14 protein-coding genes are annotated in these 18,755 nt (G+C 68.2%); 5 read left to right on the top strand and 9 right to left on the bottom strand.

Annotated elements, in window-relative coordinates; genetic code table 11:
- Nucleotides 1-11: 11 nt before the first annotated feature.
- The 6 genes from AC5P8F_RS17165 to AC5P8F_RS17140 all read right to left on the bottom strand — a co-directional run bounded on the left by AC5P8F_RS17165 (nucleotide 12) and on the right by AC5P8F_RS17140 (nucleotide 8,118).
- A complete protein-coding gene (locus AC5P8F_RS17165) occupies nucleotides 12-3,122 on the bottom strand; it encodes an error-prone DNA polymerase (RefSeq protein ID WP_032957267.1) in 3,111 nt (1,036 codons plus the stop codon).
- 6 nt (nucleotides 3,123-3,128) lie between these two features.
- Complete coding sequence (locus tag AC5P8F_RS17160) at nucleotides 3,129-4,538, bottom strand: Y-family DNA polymerase (RefSeq protein WP_046431214.1); 1,410 nt, start codon at nucleotides 4,536-4,538, stop codon at nucleotides 3,129-3,131.
- Between the two features lie 9 nt (nucleotides 4,539-4,547).
- Nucleotides 4,548-5,162: a translesion DNA synthesis-associated protein ImuA gene (gene imuA, locus AC5P8F_RS17155; protein ID WP_014647509.1), complete on the bottom strand. Its 615-nt coding sequence runs from the start codon at nucleotides 5,160-5,162 to the stop codon at nucleotides 4,548-4,550.
- Nucleotides 5,163-5,381: 219 nt separating this feature from the next.
- Nucleotides 5,382-6,389 (bottom strand): cyclase family protein, encoded by a 1,008-nt coding sequence (locus tag AC5P8F_RS17150; RefSeq protein ID WP_049418880.1) that lies wholly within the window; start codon nucleotides 6,387-6,389, stop codon nucleotides 5,382-5,384.
- 35 nt (nucleotides 6,390-6,424) lie between these two features.
- A complete protein-coding gene (locus AC5P8F_RS17145; protein WP_495228638.1) occupies nucleotides 6,425-7,075 on the bottom strand; it encodes a DsbA family oxidoreductase in 651 nt (216 codons plus the stop codon).
- A 92-nt stretch (nucleotides 7,076-7,167) separates the two neighbouring features.
- The gene (locus AC5P8F_RS17140) at nucleotides 7,168-8,118 is read right to left on the bottom strand and encodes a LysR family transcriptional regulator (protein WP_014647506.1); all 951 of its coding nucleotides are present in this window, start codon (nucleotides 8,116-8,118) and stop codon (nucleotides 7,168-7,170) included.
- Nucleotides 8,119-8,250: 132 nt separating this feature from the next.
- Between AC5P8F_RS17140 and AC5P8F_RS17135 the strand changes: the two genes are divergently transcribed.
- On the top strand, nucleotides 8,251-9,141 hold the full coding sequence (locus tag AC5P8F_RS17135) for a sterol desaturase family protein (protein ID WP_046431202.1): 891 nt from the start codon (nucleotides 8,251-8,253) through the stop codon (nucleotides 9,139-9,141).
- A gap of 9 nt (nucleotides 9,142-9,150) precedes the next feature.
- Here AC5P8F_RS17135 and AC5P8F_RS17130 read toward each other — a convergent pair whose 3' ends face one another.
- Together AC5P8F_RS17130 and AC5P8F_RS17125 are read right to left on the bottom strand one after the other, a co-directional pair.
- Nucleotides 9,151-9,855 carry an AraC family transcriptional regulator gene (locus AC5P8F_RS17130; protein WP_343229549.1) on the bottom strand — a complete coding sequence of 235 codons (705 nt, stop codon included), beginning with the start codon at nucleotides 9,853-9,855 and terminating at the stop codon, nucleotides 9,151-9,153.
- A gap of 183 nt (nucleotides 9,856-10,038) precedes the next feature.
- The gene (locus AC5P8F_RS17125) at nucleotides 10,039-10,473 is read right to left on the bottom strand and encodes a VOC family protein (protein ID WP_014647503.1); all 435 of its coding nucleotides are present in this window, start codon (nucleotides 10,471-10,473) and stop codon (nucleotides 10,039-10,041) included.
- A gap of 337 nt (nucleotides 10,474-10,810) precedes the next feature.
- Here AC5P8F_RS17125 and AC5P8F_RS17120 point away from each other — a divergent pair, with 337 nt between their 5' ends.
- Nucleotides 10,811-13,606: a beta-glucosidase family protein gene (locus tag AC5P8F_RS17120; protein WP_227864519.1), complete on the top strand. Its 2,796-nt coding sequence runs from the start codon at nucleotides 10,811-10,813 to the stop codon at nucleotides 13,604-13,606.
- A gap of 98 nt (nucleotides 13,607-13,704) precedes the next feature.
- On the opposite strand, the gene AC5P8F_RS17115 is transcribed toward AC5P8F_RS17120, so the two are convergent.
- On the bottom strand, nucleotides 13,705-14,601 hold the full coding sequence (locus AC5P8F_RS17115) for a LysR family transcriptional regulator (protein ID WP_164077361.1): 897 nt from the start codon (nucleotides 14,599-14,601) through the stop codon (nucleotides 13,705-13,707).
- Nucleotides 14,602-14,706: 105 nt separating this feature from the next.
- Here AC5P8F_RS17115 and AC5P8F_RS17110 point away from each other — a divergent pair, with 105 nt between their 5' ends.
- The 3 genes from AC5P8F_RS17110 (at nucleotide 14,707) to AC5P8F_RS17100 (ending at nucleotide 18,578) form a co-directional block, all read left to right on the top strand.
- Entirely contained in the window at nucleotides 14,707-16,065 is a 1,359-nt protein-coding gene (locus AC5P8F_RS17110) for an MFS transporter (protein WP_142234901.1), read from the top strand.
- Nucleotides 16,065-16,451, top strand: a complete 387-nt coding sequence (locus tag AC5P8F_RS17105) for a DUF4440 domain-containing protein (protein ID WP_495220556.1) — start codon at nucleotides 16,065-16,067, stop codon at nucleotides 16,449-16,451. The genes AC5P8F_RS17110 and AC5P8F_RS17105 overlap by 1 nt, the downstream gene beginning before the upstream one ends.
- Nucleotides 16,452-16,667: 216 nt before the next feature.
- Complete coding sequence (locus tag AC5P8F_RS17100) at nucleotides 16,668-18,578, top strand: CocE/NonD family hydrolase (protein WP_495220557.1); 1,911 nt, start codon at nucleotides 16,668-16,670, stop codon at nucleotides 18,576-18,578.
- Nucleotides 18,579-18,755 lie beyond the last annotated feature (177 nt).

Here is an 18,755-nt window from a genome sequence, read left to right as displayed (position 1 = left end):
GCTGTGTATCGTCAATGGAAATCGCGGCTGTGGCTGCGCAACCCCTGCAACAGTTCATCCAGGCAGTGCATGCGCTGCACGATGACATGCTGCACGCCATCGACGCGTTCCAGGCGGCCGTCGATCTGCATCAGCCGGGTATCGACCAGGACCCGGTGCTGGCGATCGGCCAGGTGCCGCCAGACCACGGCATTGACCATGCCGGTCTCGTCTTCAAGGGTGAGGAAGGTAACGCCACTGGCGGTCTGCGGGCGCTGGCGCATGCGGACCAGGCCGGCGATGCGCACGCGACGGCCATGGCCGTGGCCCGCAAGCTGCGCGGCATCCAGGCAGCCGCGGCTGCGCAGTTGCGTGCGCAGGAACGAGATCGGGTGGCGGCCGAGGGTGGTGCCGATGCTGCGGTAATCGGCCTGCATGTCCTCCCAGGCGCTGGGCAGGGGCAGCGGCACGCGTGCTTCAGCGGTGGCGCGGGCCTGGTCGAACAGCGGCAGCCGGTTCTCCACGCCGGAGATATCCCAGCGTGCACGATGGCGATGGCCGCTGAGCCCGCGCAGCGCACCGGCATCGGCCAGCAGGCCCTGCTGGCGGCGATCCAGGGCGGTGCGCTGGCACAGGTCGCCCACATCGTCGAACGGGCGCCGTGCACGTTCGCGCATGATGGCCTGTACAGCCGCTTCATTGCAGCCGTCGACCAGGCGCAGGCCGAGCCGGATCGCGGCCGCGCCCCTGCTGAAATCCAGCGTGCAGTCCCAGTCGCTGTGGCGCACGTCCACGGGAAGCACGCGGATGCCATGCCGGCGCGCGTCCTGCAGCAGCTGGTCGGGGCTGTAGAAACCCAGCGGCTGGCTGTTGATCAGGCTGGCGGTGAACGCGGCCGGATGGTGGCATTTCAGCCAGCAGCTGTTATAGGTCAGCAGGGCGAAGCTGGCGGCGTGGCTTTCCGGGAAACCGTAATCACCGAACCCCTTGATCTGCTCGAACAGGTGCTCACCGTATTCGCGGCTGAAGCCGTTTTTCAACATGCCTGCCAGCAGTTTTTCACGATGCGGTTCCAAGCCGCCACGGCGTTTCCAGGCCGCCATCGAACGGCGCAGGGCATCGGCCTGGCCAGGCGTGTAACCGGCTGCTTCGACCGCCAGCTGCATCACCTGTTCCTGGAACAATGGCACGCCCAGCGTGCGTGCGAACACGCGTTCCAGCTGCGGTGGGTAGAGCGGGTTGTCCGGGTCGTTCAACGCGTCCGGTCCCTGTTCGCGCAGGATCCGGCGCCGCTCCAGATAGGGGTGCACCATGTCGCCCTGGATCGGGCCAGGGCGCACGATCGCCACCTCGATCACCAGGTCATAGAACGTGCGTGGCTGCATGCGCGGCAGCATCGCCATCTGTGCGCGCGATTCGATCTGGAACACGCCGATGGTGTCGGCGGCGCAGATCATGTCGAAGGTCTTTGCATCCTTGGGCGGGATCGCATCCATGCGTCCTTCATGCAGGCCATGCTGTTTCAGCATGGCCAGGCACTTGCGGATGGCGGTAAGCATGCCCAGCGCCAGGCAGTCGACCTTCATCAGGCCGGTGGCATCCAGATCGTCCTTGTCCCATTGGATGACGGTGCGGTCGGCCATCGCCGCGTTTTCCACCGGCACCAGGGTCGACAGGGGATGTTCGGAAATCACGAAACCGCCGGGGTGCTGCGACAGGTGGCGCGGGAAGTCGATCAGCTCGGCGGTCAGCGCCAGCAGGCGCCGCATCAAGGGCGTGTCCGGATCGAAACCGCGCTCGCGCAGGGTTTCCGGCAATGGGATGTTGCCGCCCCAGTGGTCCATCGCCGCGCCCAGTTCGTTGACCTGGTCCATCGGCAGGCCAAGTGCACGCGCCACGTCGCGGATCGCGCTGCGGCCACGGTAGCTGATTGCCACCGCGGTCAGTGCGGCGCGCTCGCGGCCATAGCGCTTGAACACGTACTGCAGCACTTCCTCGCGGCGCTCGTGCTCGAAATCGATGTCGATATCCGGTGGCTCGTCGCGCTCGGCGGAGATGAAGCGCTCGAACAGCAGGTTGCTGCGTGCCGGGTCGATCTCGGTCACGCCCAGCACGAAGCACACCGCGGAGTTGGCCGCCGAGCCGCGGCCCTGGCAGAGGATGTCCTGGCTGCGCGCGAAGCGCACGATGTCCTGCACGGTGAGGAAGTACGAGGCGTAGTTCTTCTGCTTGATCAACGCCAGTTCGTGTTCGATCTGCTCGCGTTGTTTCGGTTCGATGCCGCCTTTCCAGCGCCAGGGGATGCCACGCTCGACCAGCACGCGCAGCCAGCTGTCCGGGTCATGCCCCTCGGGCACCAGCTCGCGTGGGTAGGTGTACTGCAGCTGTTCCAGGGTGAAGTGGCAGCGCTCGGCGATGCGCAGGGTCTCGGCCAGCAATTCGGGCGGATACAGTTGGGCCAGCGCGGTGCGCGGACGCAGATGGCGCTCGCCGTTGGGGAACAGGCGCCAGCCAGCCTCGGCCACGCTGCAGCGGTGGCGGATCGCGGTCAGGGTGTCCTGCAGGGCGCGGCGGCGGCGCACGTGCATGTGCACGTCGCCACTGGCGACCAGCGGCAGGCGGTGGCGTTGGCCGAAGGCCTGCAGCTGCTGCAGGCGGCGTGCGTCGTCGTGTTCGTGGTGCAGCTCCACCGCCAACCACAGCCGATCATTGAAGCCGGCGCGCAGCAGTTCCAGGTCGGTGGCGGCCGGTTGCCGGTCCAGCCACAGGCACAGCAGGCCGTCGGGCAGGCCGAGCAGGTCCTCGCGCAGGCAGCGGTACTCGCCCTTGGCTGCGCGCCGCCGGCAGGTGGTGATCAACTGGCAGAGCCCGGCATAGGCGGCCTGGTCGGTGCACAGCAGGGCCAGCTTCGGCCCGTCCTCGACCTGGAATTCGGCGCCGACGATCAGCGCCACGCCATGCGCCTTCGCCGCCTGCCAGGCGCGCACGATGCCGGCCAGCGAGCATTCGTCGGTGATCGCCAGTGCCCGGTAACCCTGGCCAGCGGCGCGCGCGAACAGTTCTTCGGCGATCGAAGCACCGCGCTGGAAACTGAAGGCCGACAGGCAGTGCAGTTCGGCGTAGCCGGGCAGTTCGCTGTGCATGGCGGCTCAGCCGAACCAGCCGTGCAGCATCCACGGCGCATGCGGATCGTTGCGCTCACGGAAGGCCCAGCCGCGCTGGCCGTGTGCGGTTTCCACCACGTAGTAGTCGCGGCGTGCGTCGGCCTGGTCCCACCAGCCCGATTCGATCCGCTCCGGCCCGGCGACGATGCGCAGGCGCGGGTCACGCAACGGTTGTGGGGTGTCCAGCAACCAGCCGGGGCGCAGTGGCCAGTACGACGGGGGCTTGGCCGGTGGCTGGGTGCCACTGGCGCGTTCGGGGCGATGGTCGGCCTGCACCGCCAGCGGCTGCACGGCGTCATCACCCAGCCGCGCACGCAGGCGCTCGCGCAGCTGGTTCCAGGGCATCGCCTGCGCCGGCCGGGTATCGAACAGGTCACGCGCGGCGGGCACGAACGGTGGCAGCTGCTCGGCCTGCAGGCGCAGTGCGCGGCTGCCGGCCGGCAGGGCGAACGCTTCCATGCGGTTGCGTGCGATCTCGAACAGCAGCGCAGGATCGCGTTCGGGGGCCAGCAGGCCGATGGTCAGCACGCTGGCCGGCAGCAGGTCGTGCTCGAAATGCAGGTCGAAGCGCTGCACGCCGCCATCGCGCGAACACAGGAAGGCGGCCAGGTCCAGCAGCAGGCGGCGCAGCGGGAACAGCAGGGCCTGGCTGGATTCGATCTCGTATTCGAATTCGATGCGCGCATCGAAACGGTCCGGTGGCTGGTAGTAGCGCAGCGGCGCGGTGGGCAGGCCGCGCAGTGCATCCAGCTGCTGCAGTACCTCCGGTGCGAAGCGCCGGGCCAGGCTGTCACGCGGCAGCTCGAGCACCGCACCCAGCGTGCGCAGGCCGGAACGGCCGAGCACGGTCACCGCGTCGCTGGGCAGGCCGCAGCGCGGCAAGGGTAGCTGTGCCAGTGCCGCTGGCAGCTGCTGCGCATCGATGCCGAGGCCGTCGTGGACGTTGGCCAGCACGCGCGCGGCATGTGCCGTGGGGGCGGCCACCAGGCGGTGGCGGAAACCGAGTTCATGCAGTTCGTTGCGCAGGCGCTTTTCGATCGTCAGCCAGTCACCGAACAGGGCACGGCTGGCGCCGATTTCCAGCACCAGTGCATGCGGGAAATCGAGGCTGACCTGCGAGCTGTAGGCGTAGGCCCAGCTGGCCAGCAGCTGCCGGGTGTGCTGTTCCGCGTCAGGGTCGTAGTCGTGCAGGTGCATGTCCTGCACCAGCACCTGCGCAGCCGACAGCAGCATGCCCGGGCGCAGCCCTGCTGCGCGCGCGGCCGGGCTGACCGCACGCAGCACGCGGCGCTGCGCTGGGCCCTGCAGCAGCACCAGTGGCCGCTGGGGGTCCGGCTGCAGGCGCAGCACGCTGTCCAGCGCCAGCTGCGGCAACAACAGGCAGGCCCAGTGCATGGCGCGGCCTCAGTGGGTGATGGCCAGTGGCAACGGCTGCGCGGGTGGCAGGCCGCCACGGCACTTCAGCACCCTTACCTGGCCGTGGTCGAGCTGCAGGCGCAGGCTGGCCGGGGAGGGGTTGCGCGCTGCCTGCGCCTCGCGGAACACGAAGCCCAGGCACTGGCCGCTGTCGGCGGCGACCTGCAGCCGGCGCAGGGCGCGATCGTCGGCCTGGTGCGGCCAGCACAGCACCGCCGCACAGGCGGCAGAGCGCAGGCATTGTTCGGCCGCCCACAGCGCCTGCTTCGGCGCAGCGTGGATGATCTGCAGCTGGGCCAGATCCAGCCCGGCCGCGGCCCAGGCCGGGGCATGCGGGCGATAGGGTGGGGCGACCAGCACGATCGGGCGGTCGCGCTGGCTCAGCCTGGCCAGCGCCGGCCAGACCAGGGCCAGTTCGCCAACGCCCGGCGCCGCCTGCAGCACCTCGCACAGCCCGCTGGCCGGCCAGCCGCCGCCGGGCAGGCGTGCGTCCAGCGCCGGGTGGCCGCTGGCCAGGTGGTCGCTGGCCGGCCCCTGGCGGGCCGGGCCGCGCCACAACTGGCGGCCGTCCAGCAGCCGGTCGAGGGCGACGACGGCGCCCATCAGCCGGTCCTCCAAGGGAGGCGCCGGGCGGGCTGGAAGCGGCAGGAACGGGCGGAAACGACAGGCATGGAGCGAGTATCGGCGGGCTGGTATCAGGGGCTGAGACCAGACATGCTACTCGCCTTGTGAGTAGAATTACTAATGAAATTGGCGGGCCGGGTTTCAGGTTGCTGAAGTGGAAAAGGAGTGCCGAGCCAGGTCGGCACCCACAGGGCCCGGTTACGGGCGGACCGGCAGCGCGACCGGGCGCAGCGGCGCGGCATCGCCGCCGCGGATCTTCAGCGGGCCGCCAATGAAGGCGAACTCGTAGACCTTGTCGCGGGCCAGTTCATCCAGCGCCACCAGTTCGATGATCGGCGCGCCCTGCTGGGCCAGCAGGTAGGTGTGCAGCGGCACGTAGTCGTCGGCCACCTCCGAGGGGAAGGTCTCGAAGCTCAGGTTGTCGGCGCCGACGATCATCGCGCCGCTGTCCTCAACCAGGAAGCGCGCCGCGTCCAGGCCCATGCCCGGCGGGTTGGCCATGTAGGCCTTGGGCTGTTCGAACAGGCGCATGCGGCCGGTACGGATCAGCACCACATCGCCCTGCTGCAGCTTCACCCGCTGGCGTGCCAGCGCATCCTTCAGGTCCTGGCGGGTGACGCGGTAGCTGTCCGGCAGCATGTCCACGCCCTTGGCGGCGGCCACGTCGATCAGTACGCCACGCGCGATCAGCGGCGGGAATTTCTCGATGCCGGTGACATTCCAGCCACGATCGCCGAGATGCTTGTCGGCCTCGAAGCCGTTCCAGATCTTTCCGTGGATGCCGAAGTGGTTCAGCGCATCGATGTGGGTGCCGGTGTGGCTGTACATCGAGAACGCGGTGCCGGTGTAGCTGCGGGTGAGGTTCATGCTCTCGCCCACGCCCATCGGATCATCCATCACCGTGCCGCGCGGGGTGTGGGTCATCCAGAACTGGTAGTGCGGGTCGCCGGCGTCCTGCCAGCTGGGCATGCCGACGTAGTAGTCGGTGGCCAGGTCATAGGCCTTGCCGCCGCTGACCCGCGACAGGATCGCCGCACGCGAGGCTTCGGTGATCAGGTTGAGCCGGCCGATCTCGTCCTTCGGCCCCCAGGGGCTGGTGCCGACCTGCTGGCCGGAGGGAACGCGTTCGTGCGCGGACACGGTGGTGGACGCCGCAGTGCCGGCCAGTAGCAGGGCCAGCGCGCTGGCCAGGATACGTGGGGTCATGGGGGAATCTCCTTGCAGGGTGGGGAGGGTGCGGCTCAGGCCGCGACCAGGGGCGCCAGGGCCTGGCGCAGTTGCGGCAGCGGCAGGGTCTGCAGGCGCAGGCCGTTGCCGCCGATCACGGTGGGAATGGAGCGGATGCCGAGGGCAGCGGCGTCGGCACGATCGGTCTGCACGTGCTGGCGTACTGCGTCGCTGCGCATGTGGTCAGCGAAGGCACCACGGGGATGGCCCAGTGATTCGGCGATATCCAGCAGCACTTCGGCGTCGCCGATGTTGCGGTGCTGGTGCAGGTGCGCCCATTGCACCGCGTCGAACATTGCGCCATGGGCATCATTGCCGCCGATCAACCCTGCGGCCTGGCAGGCCAGTGCGCCGAGCCAGCCGGAGGGATATTCGAAGTCCTGTGCGCGCATGCCTTCGATATCGATGCGCGCGCTGTCTTCATGCGCGGCGCAGTCGGTCCAGTGGCGCAGGATGATCGCCTTGGCGCGCTCCATCGAGCCGAACACCTCGACCATCTGCGCGCGCGAGTCCTGCAGCACGAAGCTGCGATGGCGCACCTGGATGCCGAGTTCGGCCGAGACCTGCTGCAGGCGCGGGGCCAGCACGAAGCACCAGCCGCAGACCACGTCGTGGAAGAAGTCGACCACCGGCGCGGCGGTGGCGGGGGAAGGAACGGGAGACATCTGCCTGCCATCGGTGAGAGGGGAGGCGGCAGATTAGGCAGCGCGGTGGGGCCGAAACAGCGCGCCGTGGGCAGCTCAGTTTTCGCTGGCGGTTACGAATCCAGGCCGGCGCAGCGGGGCAGCTCGGCGTGCAGGAAATCGATGAAGGCACGCACCTTGGGTTGCAGGTGGCGCGACGTGGGATAGACCGCATGCACGAAGCGTGGCGGATAGCGGTGGTCGGGCAGCACCTGTTGGAGTTCGCCACGGGCCAGCGCTGGTGCCGCCAGGAACGAGGGCAGGGCGCCGATGCCCATGCCGGCCACCAGCAGGTCGCGCAGCAGCAGGCTGTTGTTGACGGTGACGCGTGCCGGCAGGGTGATGGTCACCTGCCCATCCGGGCCGAGCAGCGGCCAGCTGCCGGGGGAGTCGGACAGGCTGTAGGCCAGCACACTGTGCACCTGCAGATCGTCCACCGACTGCGGTGCTGGACGCTGCCGCAGGTAGGACGGGGCAGCGCACAGCACCTGTTGCAGCGAGGCAAGCCGGCGCGCCACCAGTCGCGAGTCGTCCAGCTCGGCACGCAGCCGCAACGACACATCGAAACCCTCACCGACCGCATCGAGCAGGCGATCTTCCATCACCAGGTCCAGCGACAGCTGTGGATGCTGTTGAAGGAAGCGTGGCAGCAGCGGCGACAGCGTGCTCAGTGCGAACGACTGCGGTGCATTGACACGCAGGCGCCCGGCCACCTCGCCACGCTGTTCGGCGATGCCACGTTCCAATGCGTCCAATTCGTCGAGCAGGCGGCAGCATTCGCGGTAATAGGCGTGGCCGGTCTCGGTCAGGCTCATGCGCCGCGTGGTCCGCTGCAGCAGCACCACGCCCAGGTGCGTTTCCAGCGCGCGCAACTGCTTGCTCAGCCCGGCCGGCGACATGCCCAGGTCTTCGGCAGCGCGGGCCAGCCCGCCGCGTTCGACGATGCGGCGGAAGGCGCGCATCAGGTTGAAGGAATCCATGCCGGTACCGGGCGCGATGAGGGCGCCATTGTAGATCCACGCCATCCGTGGGTGGGGGAAACGCGGTGTCGGCCAAAGGGGGGATATCCACCGAGACGGGGCGGGTTGCGCCGTTTGTTCAAGCGCGCAACCGTCGTGCCGCGCCAGCATGCAGGCCCCTCACGTTCCGGGTTGCCCATGAAACACTGGATCCTCCGCCTGTATGCCCCGTTGTTCCTGCTCGGTTTCGTTGCCGCCGCCGTCGTCTGGGTCGGCCACCTCCATGGCGATCCGCTATGGCTGCTGGCCTTGCTGGCGGTCGCCATCGCGGTTTCGTTCGCTGCCGAACGTGCCTGGCCGTATGACCCCGCGTTCAACCACGACCACGGCGACAGTCTGCGTGACACCCTGCATGCACTGGTCAACGAAAGCCTGAACCTGCTGTCGATCGCTGCGGTGCCGCTGCTGGCAGCGCTCCTTCCGTGGCAGCTGTGGCCGCTGCAGTGGCCGTTCGTTCTGCAGGTACTGCTGGCCATCGTCTGCGCCGACCTTGGCATTACCCTGGTGCACTACGCCAGCCATCGCATCGGCTGGCTGTGGCGGTTGCACGCGGTGCATCACAGCGTCACCCGCATGTACGGCTTCAACGGCTTGATGAAGCATCCGCTGCACCAGGCGGCCGAAGCAGTGGGCGGCGTACTGCCGCTGCTGCTGTTGGGCCTGCCGATGCCGGTGGCTGCGGTGCTGGCCTTCGCCATTGCCATCCAGCTGCTGCTGCAGCACTCCAACGTGGACATGCGCCCGGGCCTGCTGGGCCGGGTGATGGCGTGGGCACCGCTGCACCGCTTCCACCACATGCGTTACGGCAACGCTGGCGACGTCAACTTCGGCCTGTTCCTGACCGTCTGGGATCACCTGCTGGGGACCGCCTTCGATGCGCCGGGCTATCGGCTGCAGCAGCGCGACCTCGGCATCGGCAGCCAACCGGACTATCCGCGCGATTATCCGGGACAGCTGCTGGCGCCGTTCCGCGAACTGCCGCATGGCGAGGTGCCGGAGCTGCCGGAAGGTCTGCGCAGGCGCGGATGATGGGCCGTGTCAGGCCGCGTGAAGCTGCAGGCCCTGCAGCTGCGCGGCACCGATACCGAACATGCGGCGCAGGCTGCGCGACAGATGGGCCAGATCGGCGAATCCAGCGGCATGCGCACTGTCGGTCAGGGTGTGCCCGCGCAGATGATGCATGAGTGCGCGGCGCAGCCGCTGCCACAGCACCCAGCCGCGCAGGGTCACCGCCAGATCAGACTGGAAACGCCGGTGCAGCTGGCTGGTCGACAGGTGCGCCGCCCCGGCGATATCGGCGGCCGGCACCGGGCCGGGCAGGTGCTGGGCGATACGGGCCAATGCCGCCTGCACGCGGCGGTCCAACGGTTGCGGGCGGCTCAGCCGGGGCAGCCAGCCGTGCAGTTCCAGCGCGTTGCCCGGCAGTGCGTGCAGGTATTGCTGGATCTGTGCGGGATTGGCATGCGTCGGCTCAAGGAACACCGTGCAGCCTGCTTCTGGCGCTAACAGGATCGCGTGCGGCTGGAATGACGGCAGCCACAGCCGCTGGCCTTGCTGCTGCACGCCATCGACCTCGACCTTCCAGGCTGCGCCATCGCTGAGCAGCAGTTGATGGGCGTAGTGCGCGTGCGCGGCGCTGTCACCGGCATGACCCTGCAGCACGGCCACGTGAGCATCCAGCAGCAACGTGCCATTCCAGGGCAGGGCGGGGGAGGACATTGAGGGATTGTAGATCCACGCCATGCGTGGATGAATCTCAATCGAAATCGATTATTTCGACAGACGGATTCACGGCGTCCCCGCAACCGGCCCCCACCCCCGCCAACCCACAGGAAGCCCGCTTTTGCTCCGGCTGTTGCTTCTGAGGTTGCCGGCCAGCGGCCGGCACTACCGCGGGTGCCGGGCGCCGCCCGGCCGTGCGCCCCCTCAGCGCCCGTGCGGATCCGGCCGGTGATGCACGTATTCAACCACGGTGCCATCGGGATGCACCGCATTGAACGCCGCCCCGGTCGGGACTACCTGCAGCGGGAAGATGATCTCGGCGCCGGCGGCGACCAGTTTGTCGTGATAGGGCCGAACGTCATCGACCAGCAGTGTCCCCGTGGTCGAGGTGAACGGTGCCAGTGCCGCCTGGCTGCCTTCGATCAGCAGGAAGGCGCCGACCATCGCCAGGCGCAGCCCGGCTTCCGGGAACGGGAACCCCGCATCGGCTACCACGCCCTGCAACTGCTCGTAGAACGCCACGCTGCGCTCCAGCTCGCCCGGGGCCACGAACACCCGGATCAGCACGCGCGGTGCGCGCTGGCTGGAGGTGTCACAGCGGTCGCGCCAGAGATGATCGAAGTCGCGATGTACGGTCATGGGCTCGATTCGTGGCCAGGGATCTCCATTATCAGCAGCCTCGCGCGGCGCGCTGATGACCGCCAGTGATGGACTGATAACCATTGGCCGGGTTGCCCCTGTGACTTAGGTCCTGTTGACAGGTGTGAACGCCCTCGCACAATCTTCACAGGATTGGGTCGCCCTGCGCGGCCCGGGCAGGCAGGTTGTCACGCCGGGAGGAGGGTCCCGCGCGCAGACCGGCCCGTCCATCGGCCTGCGGGGCGTTGCCTGGCAACCCCTGCGCGGCATGAACGCTGCACCCTTCGGCGGCACTTTCCCTGGACCGATTGCCTTGGCAACGGAATTACGCCTGCCGATGAAAACGTTTACAAAACCGCTTGCACTGTCTCTGGCCCTGTCTGCCGCACTGGCCGCTCCGGCCTGGGCCGACCCGACCGCGTTCACTGTGCTGACCCTGGAACAGGCGCCCCACGCCGAGGCGATGCCGGCGCTGGCCGCGCAACTGAAGAGCCTGAAGGTGGACGCGGTGAGCGTGCGCCAGGTGCAGCGCGGCATCGGCCAGGTCGATCCGCTGCAGGTGCTGGCCGATGGCCTGGGCTACGAGTACCGCTTCATTGCCGCCGGCAAGGACGATGGCCAGACCCAGCGCGGCCAGGCTGTTCTGACCCGGCTGCCGATCGCCGCTGAATCCGGCCCCGACCAGCCGGGCCTGAACTACCTGCGCCTGGACGACGGCCGCCACACTGTGGCGGTCTATACCGATGCCGGTGCAGGTGCGGCGCAGCTGCCGGCGCTGGTCACCCGTTCGCGGCTGGGTGCACCGGCGGTGCTGCTCGGCGCGGTGGCCGGTGAATCGGCCAAGGCCGCAGGCTTCGATCCGGCGCGTGTGGCGCTGGAAGCCGATGCCAGCTATTTCAGCGACGGCTTCCAGGCCGCCAGCAGCGCGCCGTTCAAGGTGGAAGGCAGCACGCTGCGTGCCACCCTGCTGACCCTGGCCTATGCCGCCGACAAGCACGGCAACACGCCGTGGATGGACACCACGCTCAACGCCGATGCGCGCGCTGCGCTGCTGCTGAAGGCGATGACCGAGGATGAGAAGTTCCAGATGCTGCACAGCTACTTCGGGCTGGGCAAGGACGGCGGCCCACTGCCGGAAGGTGCGGTCGGTTCGGCCGGCTTCGTGCCGGGCGTACCGCGGCTGGGCATCCCGTCGCAGCAGTCGGCCGACGCCGGTGTCGGCGTGACCAATCCGGGGGGCATCCGCCCGGGCGACTTCGCCACGGCGATGCCATCGGGCCCGTCCACCGCATCGAGCTGGAACCGCGAAGTTGCCTTCGCCGGTGGCGCCACGATGGGCCGCGAGGCGTGGCAGCAGCGCTTCAATATCCTGCTGTCGGGCAGCGTCAACCTGCAGCGTGACCCGCGCAACGGCCGCAACTTCGAGTACGCCGGCGAAGACCCGCTGCTGGCCGGCTCGATGGTTGGCGCGCTGATCCAGGGCGTGCAGAGCCAGCACGTGATCTCCTCGATGAAGCACTTCGCGCTGAACGACATGGAGACCCGTCGCAACTTCCACGACGTGCGCATTGGCGAACAGGCCATGCACGAGTCGGACCTGTTGGCCTTCGAGATCGCGCTGGATGCCGGTCGCCCGGGCGTGGCGATGTGCTCGTACAACAAGATCAACGGCACCTACGGCTGCGAGAACGGCTACCTGATGAACCAGGTGCTGAAGCAGGAATGGAAGTTCCCCGGTTTCGTGATGTCCGACTGGGGTGGCGTGCACAGTGGCTCGAAGGCTGCGCTGGCCGGCCTGGACCAGCAGTCGGCCGGTGAGGTGTTCGACGCGGCGGTGTTCTTCGATGAACCGCTGCGCCTGGCCGTGCATGGCGGCGTGGTGCCGCAGGCGCGCCTGAACGACATGGTGGCGCGCATCCTGCGCACGATGTTCCTGCATGGCAACTTCGACAACCCGCCGCAGCACCAGAAGGTGGATGCCGAGGCCGGCTTCGCCGTTGCCCAGCGCACGGTGGAGGAGGGCAGCGTACTGCTGCGCAATGAGGGCAACCTGTTGCCGCTGGCCGACAGCGTGAAGCGCATCGTCATCATCGGCGGCCATGCCGACAAGGGCGTGATCGGTGGCGGTGGTTCATCGATGGTGGGCGTGACCGCCAAGGGCACCAACGCGGTGCCCGGCGTGATGCCGACCACCTGGCCGGGCCCGGTGATCTTCCATCCGTCCTCGCCGCTGGAATCGCTGCGTGCGGCGCGCCCGGACGCGACTATCACGTATGTGGATGGCACCAACGCCGCTGCTGCGGCCAAGGCGGCCGCGCAGGCGGATGTGGCCATCGTGTTTGCCACGCAGTGGGCCGCCGAATCGGTGGACCTGCCGGACATGCAGCTGCCGGACAACCAGGATGCCCTGATCTCGGCAGTGGCCAAGGCCAACCCGAAGACCGTGCTGGTGCTGGAAACCAACGGCCCGGTGCGCACACCGTGGCTGGCGCAGGTGCCGGCGATGCTGCAGGCCTGGTACCCGGGCATCCGCGGTGGCGAAGGCATTGCCGCACTGCTGACCGGCCAGGTCAATCCGTCCGGCCGCCTGCCGGTGACCTGGGTGACGGACGAATCGCAGCTGCCGCGCCCGCACATCGACGGCCTCGGCTTCAAGCCGGCCAAGCCGTTCGGTGATGTGTTCGATTTCGATATCGAAGGCGCCAACGTCGGCTACAAGTGGATGGCGGCCAAGGGCCTGACCCCGACCTTCGCCTTTGGCCATGGCCTGTCCTACACCTCGTTCGCCTATGACAACCTGAAGGTGAGCGTGGAAGGTTCGCGCCTGGTCGCCAGCGTCGACATCCGCAACACCGGCAAGCGCGCCGGTGCCGACGTGGCCCAGCTGTACCTGAAGCTGCCGGCCGGCAGCACCACGCCGATCCGCCTGATCGGCTATGACAAGGTGACCCTGCAGCCGGGCGAACAGCGCCGCATCCGCATCGAAGCCGAGCCGAAGACGCTGGCCCACTACGATGCACAGGCGCGCCAGTGGAAGATCGACGGTGGCACCTACCAGGTGCAGCTGTCGCGCAACGCCGCCGAACCGCTGCAGACGGTGGACGTGCAGCTGGTGGAGCAGGTGCTGCGCTGAGGCTTGAAGGCACGGCCCGCAAGGGCCGTGCCTGAAAAAGGGGACGGAGGGGATTAAGTCGTTTATGCATAAACGACTTAATCCCCTCCGTCCCCTTTTCATATGGCGAACCACCCGCGCAGGAAATCGATAAGCTGCCGCACCTTCGGCGAGGGCTGCGTGCTGTGCGGGTAGACCGCGTACACGCTCTGCTGCGGGAAGCGGTGCTGGCGCAGCACCGGGCGCAGGCGGTCCCGGGCCAGGTCGTCCTCGATCAGCCAGCGTGGCAGCACGGTGACCCCGGCGCCGGCCACGGCGAAGGCGCGCAGGCTGCTGGCACCATCCACGCGCACCACTGCATTGCCCGGATTGGTGGCAAACAAGGCGTCGCTGCCGTCGGGCGCGACCACCGGCACGTCGGCCAGGCGCGGGTAACCCAGGCGGGGCAGGGTGCCCAGTTGCACGGGGTCGTTGGCCGCATCGGCAGAGGGCAGGCGTGCCAGCAGGGACGGAGCCGCCACCGCGCACAGCGGGTGCCGTTCCAGTTCACTGGCATGCAGGCCCGAATCGGGCAGACGGCCAAGACGGATCGCCAGGTCGAAGCGCTCGGGAATAAGGTCTGCCGGCGCGGGAGACGTGGACAGGTGCAGCTGCAGGGCCGGATGCCGCGCACGGAAGGCTTCCAGTGCGGGAATCAGGCGAAGCTGCGCGTACTCCGGGGTGGTGGTCAGGCGCAGCACACCCTGCAGCTGGTGCTGGTCGCGCCGCGCGGCATCGATTGCCGCCTGCGCGGCATCCAGCGCCTGTACGCAGTGCTGCAGGAACTGTTCGCCAGCGTCGGTCAGGGCCAGGTGGCGGGTACTGCGCAGCAGCAGGGTCACGCCCAGCTCCTGCTCCAGCCGTTTCAGGTTGAAGCTGACCACCGCACGGCTCAGGCCGAGCCGATCGGCCGCTGCGGTCAGGCTGCCGGCCTCGACCACGGCACGGAAGATATCGAAGCGATCGAGACTGACCATGGCGGTTCATTGTCAAAAAAGATTTGACAGTGTTGCAGGTGTTGTCGTGTTTTTCCAACAGCTCCCGGGCGGCATGCTGGCGGTCTCTCTGCTGGAGCACCGCCGATGCCGTCCCCCCGCCTGCGCCATGAGGCGATCTTCCTGCTGGTGTTCGCCCTGGATCTGGTCAACATGTTCATCGCCACGGTGGCCTATCCGGCACTGGCAGCGGAACTGCACGCTGATGTCGGTACCCTGGCCTGGGTGGGCACCGCCTACATGCTGGGCCTGAGCGTGGTGATTCCGCTGGCGCCCTGGTTGGCCGCGCGCTGTGGTGAGCGTCGCCTGCTGCTGGTGGCGTTGCTGTTGTTCGCGGTTGCCGCTGTGCTGGCCGGCGCCGCACCGGGTATCGGCTGGCTGCTGGGCTGGCGCCTGCTGCAGGGGCTGGCCGGTGGCCTGCTGATTCCGGTGGCACAGGCGGCAGCGTACCGACAATGCACGCCGGACCAGCGTGGTGCGCTGACCCGCCGCATCCTGCTGGTGGCGCTGCTGGTGCCCGCACTGGCGCCGGCGCTGGGCGGGTTGCTGGTGCAGTGGTTGTCCTGGCGCGGCGTGCTCTGGGCCAGCCTGCCGTTGGCGGTGGTGGCGATCAGCCTGGTGCTGGCCTGGATGCCGGCCGATGGCGCGCGCAGTGCGCCGCGCCTGCAGGCCTATGCGCTGTCCACCGCGATGCTGGCGCTGGGCGCGCTGCTGCTGGCGTTGACCTGGCTGGGTGAACCCGGCCATCGGGCCGCCGGTGCCGTACTGCTGTTGATCGCAATGCTGTTGGCGGCGGCCCACCTGCGGCATGCACGGCAGCAGGCGCAGCCCCTGCTGCGCTGGTCGCTGCTGTCCCATCGGGGCCTGCGCCTGGCGATGCTGGTCTATCTGGCAGTGCCCGGTGTGTTCATCGGCAGCCAGCTGGTCAGTACCCTGCAGCTGCACCAGGCCGGTTACAGCGCGGCACGCATCGGCGCGTTGATGCTGCCCTGGGCGCTGGCCTCGGCCATTGCGATCACGGCCAGCAAGCGCCTGCTGGCGCGCTTCGGCCCGGCCACGGTACTGCGTACGGGCATGCTCCTGCAGGCCAGCGGCCTGCTGTTGATGGCGCTGCTGCCGCAGCCGGCCTTCGCGTTGGCCGGGCTGCTGTTCGCGCTGATGGGCGCCGGCGGCAGCCTGTGCAGCAGCACCGCGCAGACGCTGGCCTTCCATGGGGTCGAGGGCGAAGCATTGGGCGATGCCAGCGCACTCTGGAACCTCAACCGCCAGCTCAGCTTCTGCCTGGGCACCGCGGCCATCGCGCTGCTGCTGGCATTGGCCATGCAATGGCTGCCGGCCCACGCCACCGGCATGGCGCTGGGTCTGGCCGCGGTACTGACCCTGCTGCCGATGGCGCTGCTGCGCCGGCCGCAGTTGCTCACCCTTTCGCAACCGGAGAACATCTGATGGATACCACCGCAGAACATGAAATCCACCACCTGCACGACAAGCTGCAGGCCTGGTTCCGTGCCGATGTCGGCGCCGATGCGCTGGAGGATCTGATGGCGCACTTCAGCGCGGACTTCAGCATGGTCGGCATCGCGGGTCGCCGATTGGATCGGCAAGCCGTGCAGGCGTTGTTCGCGGGCGGTCACGGGGCGCGCCCCGGGCTGCGGATTTCCATCGACGCCGTGCACGCGGTGGAAGCGCCTTCACCGCTGGCGGTGCTGCGCTATCGCGAAGGGCATTCGCTCGATGGCAGCACGCCTGCATGGCGGGAGTCACTGGCGGTGCTGCGGCAGGAAGAGGGTCGCTGGCGCTGGCTGGCACTGCATGAGGTGGTGGTGGCCTGATGTTGTAGAGCCGAGCCTACGCTCGGCTGCTCTTCGGGTAGGTCGCGGCGGTCTGAGCCGAGCGTGGGCTCGGCTCTACAGGACGCACTGCTCCCACATTGGCCGCACATGTGCCATCAGTCCTGCCTGCATCCACCGCAGAATGCAAAGCCCGCACACACTTCATGGCTCGGGGCAGGAGTAGGCTTGGAGCTTTCCTGCCGGGAGGGGTTGTCCATGCGTATGCGTGCCGTCGCTGTAGCCATTGCCCTTTGCCTGTCCAGCGCCGTGCTGGCCGCCGATACCCCGCCGATGACCCCGGACATCAGCGGCAAGCCCTTCGTTGCCCCCGATGTCGGTCGTGACTACGACAAGCGCGTGGTGATGGTGCCGATGCGTGATGGCACCAAGCTGTATACGGTGATCGTGGTGCCCAAGGGTGCCCGCAATGCCCCGATCCTGCTGACCCGCACCCCCTACGACGCTGCTGGCCGTGCCAACCGCAGTGACTCGCCGCGCATGCGCGACCTGCTGCCACAGGGCGACGAGGTGTTCGTCGACGGCGGCTACATCCGCGTGTTCCAGGACATCCGTGGCAAGTACGGCTCCGAAGGCGATTACGTGATGACCCGGCCGCTGCGCGGGCCGTTGAACAACACCAAGGTGGATCACTCAACCGACGCCTGGGACACCATCGACTGGCTGGTGAAGAATGTGCCGGAGAGTAACGGCAAGGTCGGCATGCTCGGCTCGTCGTACGAGGGTTTCACCGTGGTGATGGCGCTGACCGACCCGCACCCGGCACTGAAGGTGGCCGCGCCGCAGAGCCCGATGGTCGATGGCTGGATGGGTGACGACTGGCTCAACTACGGTGCGTTCCGCCAGGTCAACTTCAACTATTTCGCAATGCAGACCGAGAAGCGCGGCAAGGGCACGCCGCTGCCCAGCCTCGGCTATGACGACTACAGCACCTTCCTGCGCCTCGGTTCGGCCGGTGACTACGCGCGTTTCACCGGCGTGGACCAGCTGACCTGGTGGAAGAAGCTGGTCGAGCACCCGGCCTATGATGGTTTCTGGCAGGGCCAGGCGCTGGACGCGGTGATGGCCAAGACACCGTTGAAGGTGCCGACCATGTGGCTGCAGGGCCTGTGGGACCAGGAAGACATGTGGGGTGCCAACCACGCCTACCAGGCGATGGAAGGGCGCGACAGCGGCAACAACCGCAACTATCTGGTGATGGGCCCGTGGCGGCACAGCCAGGTGAACTACGGCGGCAGCGAGCTGGGTGCGCTGAAGTTCGATGGCGATACCGCGCTACAGTTCCGTCGCGATGTGCTCAAGCCGTTCTTCGACCAGTACCTGGTGGATGGCGTGCCGACGGCCGATACGCCGCCGGTGCTGATCTACAACACCGGCGAAAACCACTGGGACCGCCTGAAGGGTTGGCCGCGCAGCTGCGACAAGGGCTGTGCCGCCAGCAGCAAGCCGCTGTACCTGCGCGCCGGCGGCAAGCTGGCGTTCCAGGCACCGGCGGCGGGCGAGGGGGACTTCGAGGAATACGTGTCCGACCCGGCCAAGCCGGTACCGTTCGTGCCGCGCCCGGTCCGCTTCGGCGACCGCGACATGTGGACCACCTGGCTGGTGAAGGACCAGCGATTCGTTGATGGCCGCCCGGACGTGCTGACCTTCATCACCGAACCGCTGACCGCGCCGCTGCGCATTGGCGGCGCGCCGGTGGTGCACCTGCAGGCTTCGACCAGTGGCACCGACAGCGACTGGGTGGTGAAGCTGATCGACGTGTATCCGGACCAGGAAGCGTCGACGCCGGAGATGGGTGGCTACGAGCTGCCGGTGTCGCTGGCGATCTTCCGTGGCCGTTACCGCGAAAGCTTCAGCGATCCGAAGCCGCTGGCCGCCAACCAGGTGCTGCCGTACCGCTTCGACCTGCCCAACGCCAACCACACCTTCCAGAAGGGCCATCGGGTGATGGTGCAGGTGCAGTCCAGCCTGTTCCCCCTGTATGACCGCAATCCGCAGACCTACGTGCCGAACATCTACCTGGCCAAGCCGGGCGATTACCAGAAGGCCACGCAGCGGGTCTGGCACAGCGCAGCGCAGGCCAGTTACATCGATCTGCCGGTGTATTGAGGTTGATGAGTACGCCGGGTGCGCGATGCCCGGCGGCGGTAGTGCCGGCCGCTGGCCGGCATCCGCGACGGCGCGAGAGCGTGTCGACCAAGGTCGACACCTACCGGGGCTGAGTCATGACATGTCGAATCGGGCGGCTTTGGTAGTGCCGGCCGCTGGCCGGCATCCGCGACGGCG

Source organism: Stenotrophomonas sp. YJH_SMC_69 (assembly GCF_059370495.1).
The sequence above is the reverse complement of the archived record's forward strand: the minus strand, read 5'-3'. Positions and strand labels throughout refer to the sequence as shown.